Genomic DNA, 5,133 nt, shown 5'->3' on the forward strand with positions numbered 1-5,133 from the left:
CCCCTCGCCCCACCGCTCGCCGCACCCCCGGCGTCCCGGCGGCGACGCCGGGCGGACCCGGCGTCCTGGCGGCACCGCGTCGAGTGGCGCCCGAAGGCGCCGGCCGCGCCGCCGGCCGCCGACGCGCTCGCCGGCGTCTGGCCGCTGCTCACCCCGCCCGCCGGGGTGGACGACGAGCTCGTCAACCGCCTGTCCTGGGTGGTCGAGCGCCTCGGCGGACAGGTCGTCAGGCTGCCGCTCGCCGCCGAGGACGCGGACCGCGCCAGAGTGGCGGAGGTGCTGGAGAAGGGAGTGATCGCCGAGGGCGGCACCGTCGGCGGCGTGCTCTCGCTCCTCGCGCTCGACCCCGCCCCGCACCCCGCTCACCCGGCGCTCCCGCAGGGCACGGCCCTCACCTGCGCGCTCGCCCAGGCACTGGCCGACCTGCGGATCGCCGCCCCGCTGTGGTGCGTCACCCGCGGCGCGGTGCGGGCGGCCGAGGGGGAGCCGGGGCCCGACCCGCGCCAGGCCCTGCTGTGGGGGCTCGGGCGGACGCTGGCCCTGGAGCGGCCGGACGGCTGGGGCGGACTGCTCGACGTGCCGGCCGAGTTGGACGACGAGTCGCTCGGCTGGCTGGGCGCCGCCCTCACCGGCCCGGACGGCGAGGACCAGCTCGCCGTCCGGCCCACCGGGCTCCTGGCGCCCCGGCTGGTTCCGGCGGGACCGGCGCCCGCCGCGGCCGAGCCGTGGCGGCCACGCGGCACGGCGCTGGTCACCGGCGGCACGGGCGCACTCGGCGCGGACGCGGCGCGCTGGCTGGCCGCCAACGGCGCCAGCCGCCTGGTGCTCACGAGCCGGCGCGGCGTGGACTCCCCCGGCGCCCAGGAACTGCTCGCGGAGCTGGGAGCACTCGGCGCCCGGGTCACCGTCGTGGCCTGCGACGTGTCGGAACGCGACCAGCTGGCCGGGCTGCTCGACTCGCTGCCCGGCGACGAGCCGCTCTCCACGGTCGTCCACGCGGCCGGCGTCGGCGGCCGGCTCGCCCCGCTGACGGACGTGTCGCTCGACGAGTTCGCCGCCACCATCGCCGGCAAGGTCGCCGGCGCCGTCCACCTCGACGAGCTGCTGGCCGAACGCGACGTCCCACTGGACGCCTTCGTGCTCTACTCCTCCATCTCCGGTGTGTGGGGCAGCGCCGGCCAGTCGGCGTACGGCGCGGGCAACGCCTTCCTCGACGCGCTCGCCGCGCGGCGCCGGGCCCAGGGACTCGCCGCCACCTCGGTCTCGTTCGGGCCGTGGGCCGAGGCCGGCATGGGCGCCGAGCCGGAGCTGCGCGACTTCCTCCGGGACCGGGGCCTGCCGCCGCTCGACCCGGCGGCGGCCGGCGCCCTGCTGTGGGAGTCGGTGGCCTCGGGCGAGACCGGCGTCACCGTCGCCGACGTGGACTGGGAGCGGTTCCTGCCGCTGTTCACGGCGGCCCGTCCCGGCCGGTTCTTCACCGAACTGCGGGCGGACGAGGGCGCGGACGAGGGGGCGGCGGCCGGCCCCGAGGACGCCGACCGGCAGGCGACCCGCGACCGGCCGGCGGAGCTCGCGGCCCTGCCGGAGGCGGAGCGCGGCCGCCGGCTGCTGGACCTGGTGCGGGGCGAGGCCGCCGTGATCCTGGGGCACGCCACGCCGGACGAGGTGGACGCGGAACGCCGGTTCCTGGAGCTCGGCTTCGACTCGCTGGCCTCCGTCGAGCTGCGCCGGCGCCTGATGGCGGCGACCGGCCTGACGCTCGCCACCCCGGTGGTGTTCGAGCACCCGACCGCCACCGAACTCACCCGGCACCTGGGCGACCTGACCCTGCGCGCGGCGCGGGCGACGGGCGGCGGGGCGCCCGCCGCCAGGCCCTCGTTCGGGGTCCGCGACCTGTACCGGCAGGCCTGCGAGATGGGCAAGTTCGCCGAAGGGGTGGGCCTGTTGCGGGCCGCGGCCAAGCTGCGGCCGGTGTTCCGACACGGCGAGGAGTTCGGTCGGCCGGTGGAGCCGGTGCGGCTCGCCACCGGACCGGCCGGTCCCGCGCTGATCTGCCTGCCCTCCATGGTCGCGCCCTCGGGCCCGCACAACTTCGCGCGCCTCGCGCTGCATCTGCACGGCCTCCGGGACGTCCAGGCGCTGCCCCACCCGGGCTTCGGCGACGACGAACTGCTGCCGGCCACCAGCGGGCTGGTGATCGACCTGCACGCCGACGCGATCCGGCGCGCGTACCCCGACGCCCCGGTCGCGCTGGCCGGCTACTCCTCGGGCGGCTGGCTGGCCCACGCCGTCGCCGCCCGCCTCGAGGCGCGTGGCGGCGCGCCGAGCGCCGTGGTGCTGCTCGACACCTGGTTCCCCAAGGACCGGATACCCGAGGAGCAGATCGAGGGCCAGCTGCGCGGCATCGCCGTCAACGACCAGGCGTACGCGCTGATGACGGAGGCCCAGGTCACCGCGCAGGGCGCCTACCTCGACCTCTTCGACGGCTGGCAGCCGGAGCCGGTACGGGCGCCGGTGGTGCTGGTGCGGGCCGGCGAGCGGATGCCGCAGGCGTCGACCGACGAGGCGGCGGGCCAGGGGCTGTGGACGACGGCCTGGGAGGTCGAGCACGACACGATCGAGGCGGTCGGCAACCACCAGACGATGATGAACGAGCACGCCGAGTCGACGGCCAGGGCGCTGCACGAGTGGTTGGGGGCCCTCACCGGGGCCTGACCGCCGACGGTTGGACAGCCCTCATACATACATGCTTGCATGTATGTATGAGGAGAACGGCCGAGGAGGCGGCGGCCACCCGCGCCGCGCTGTTGGACGCGGTGCTCACGGTCGTCGCCCGCGAGGGCTACGCCGCGACCCGGCTGGCGGACGTCGTCGCCCGGGCGCACGTCACCCGGGGGGCGCTCTACCACCACTTCCGCGACAAGGCCGACCTGTTCGCGGCGGCGCTGGCGGCCCGCTGGGGCGAGTTGGCCGGCGAGGTCCTCGGCGCGCTGGACGGCGACCGGCCGCCGCTGTCCCGCCTCGAGCGCTTCGTCGCCGACTACACGCGGCGCGTCCGGTCGGACCCGAGGTTCCGCGAACTGCTGGAGGTCGTCGTGCTCCGCACCGAGGCGCTCCCGGAGCTCGCCGAGGGCGTCGCCGGGAAGCGGGTCGCCCTGGACGGCTGGCGGCAGGCCCTCGACCCGGTGCTCACCGAGGCCGAGACCGCCGGCCAGCTCCGCCCCGGGCTCGACGCCCGGTCGGCGGCGGCCGACGTGCTGGTGCTGCTGCACGGCGTCACCGTCGTCACGACGCTCGACGCCGGGCCCGTGGACCCCGACCGACTGGCCCGCACGCTGGTGCGCGGCCTCGCACGACGACCGACCGACCACCCGCCGGAGAACCCGACCTGACCACCGAGGAGCCCCGCGCCGACGCCGATGCCGACGGGGCGTCCGCCGGCCAGCTGCCCGACTCGGACGTCGAGACGCGGGCCGTCGTCGACGGCTTCCCGACCCTGCTCCCCCGGCTGCTGCGCGAGCGCGGCCTCGACGAGTCCAGGGAGCGGCACTTCTTCGGGGCCGGCTTCACCTTCGAACGGCCCACCACCGTCGGCATCGGCGGCGACCACTGCCCGTTCCACTTCGGGCGGCTGCCGTCCGGGTCGCGCTAGGGCCGGGTCCGCGCGTCCCGGAAGCAGCCGGCGAGGAGCCGGAGGCCCTCGGCGACGTCGGCGGTGGCGACGGCGCCGTAGCCGAGGACGAGTCCGTGCTGGGCCGGGCGGCCGTCGGAGCGGTAGGCCGCCAGGCTCTCGACCGCGACGCCCGAGGCCGCCGCCCGCTCCCGCACGACGTCGATGTCGACGGCCTGGCCGGGGCGGAGCCTGGCGGCGAGGTGCAGGCCGGCGGCGGAGGCGACCACGTCGAGCCGGTCGACGAGGTCGCGCCGCAGCGCCGCCACCACCAGGTCGCGGCGCTCGGCGTAGACGCGGGTGGCCCGCCGGACGTGGCGGGCGAGTTCCCCGGAGTCGATGAGGCGGGCCAGCGCGGCCTGCCCCACGTGTTCGCCGTGCCAGTCGGTGAGTTGCCCGGCCGCGCGGAGTGCCGGCCGCAGGGCGGCCGGGGCGACGAGGAAGCCGAGCCGCAGCATCGGCAGCAGGGTCTTCGAGAACGTGCCCACGTAGACGACCCGGCCGGCACGATCGAGGCTCTGCAACGGCTCCAACGGGCGGCCGCCGAAGCGGAACTCGCTGTCGTAGTCGTCCTCCACGACCACGGCGTCGCGGCGGGCCGCCCAGGCGAGCAGCGCCGCCCGCCGCGCCGGCGACATGGACGTGCCCAGCGGGAACTGATGGGAGGGCGTGACGTACACCAGCCGGGCCGCGGCCGGGAGCGCGTCGACGACCAGCCCCTCGCCGTCCACCGGCACTCCCACCACACGGGCACCGTGCGAGCGGAACAGCAGGCGCGCGGCCGGGTAGCCGGGGTCCTCGACGGCCACCACGTCGCCCGGCTCGGTCACCACTCGGGCGACGAGGTCGAGCGCCTGTTGGGCACCCCGCGTGACCAGCACGCCCTCGGCGTCGGCGCGCACGGATCGGGAGACGCCGACGTACCGAGCGACGGCCGCGCGCAGCCCGGCGTGCCCGCCGGGGTCGCCGTAGCCGGGGGCGCCGTGAAACGCCGAGGCCCGGAGTTCGGCGGCCACGAGGCGGCGCCAGGTGGCGAAGGGGAACAGGGTGGGGTCCGGCGTGCCGACCCGGAAGTCGTACCGCGGCGGCGGGCCGGCGGCCGGCCCGACGGCGGGCGTGACGTCGTCCCAGATCGGGCGTGGCCGGACGGCGCGACCGCGCGGCGCCGCCCGGGGGCGGGGCGGGCGCGGCGCGGCGGGCGGCGTGACCGGCTCGGTGCTGACGAAGGTGCCGGCCCCGACCCGGGCGACGACGAAGCCCTCGGCCGCCAGCCGTTCGTACGCGACGGCCACGGTGTTGCGGGCGACGGCGAGGCCGCGGGCGAGCTCTCTGCTGGCCGGCAACCGCTCCCCCGGGCGCAGCCGGCCGTCGAGGATCGCGTCGAGCAGCTGGCGGTAGATCCGGGTGGCGATGTCGCCAGGACCATCGATCGAGACGTGCACGTCCACCGCTCGACCCTACCC

At 77.4% G+C, this 5,133-nt stretch carries 3 protein-coding genes; 2 read left to right on the top strand and 1 reads right to left on the bottom strand.

Annotation, left to right across the window (positions count from 1 at the left end):
• Both E1283_RS31355 and E1283_RS31360 read left to right on the top strand, forming a co-directional pair.
• Window positions 1-2,715 (top strand): type I polyketide synthase (locus E1283_RS31355; protein ID WP_132821557.1); only part of this gene is annotated, 2,715 nt, incomplete at its 5' end.
• A gap of 47 nt (window positions 2,716-2,762) precedes the next feature.
• Complete coding sequence (locus E1283_RS31360; RefSeq protein ID WP_132821558.1) at window positions 2,763-3,392, top strand: TetR family transcriptional regulator; 630 nt, start codon at window positions 2,763-2,765, stop codon at window positions 3,390-3,392.
• Window positions 3,393-3,648: 256 nt separating this feature from the next.
• On the opposite strand, the gene pdxR is transcribed toward E1283_RS31360, so the two are convergent.
• A complete protein-coding gene (gene pdxR, locus E1283_RS31365; protein ID WP_132821559.1) occupies window positions 3,649-5,118 on the bottom strand; it encodes a MocR-like pyridoxine biosynthesis transcription factor PdxR in 1,470 nt (489 codons plus the stop codon).
• Between the last annotated feature and the right edge of the window lie 15 nt (window positions 5,119-5,133).

It is taken from the genome of Streptomyces hainanensis (assembly GCF_004348415.1).
Classification (GTDB): domain Bacteria; phylum Actinomycetota; class Actinomycetes; order Streptomycetales; family Streptomycetaceae; genus Streptomyces; species Streptomyces hainanensis.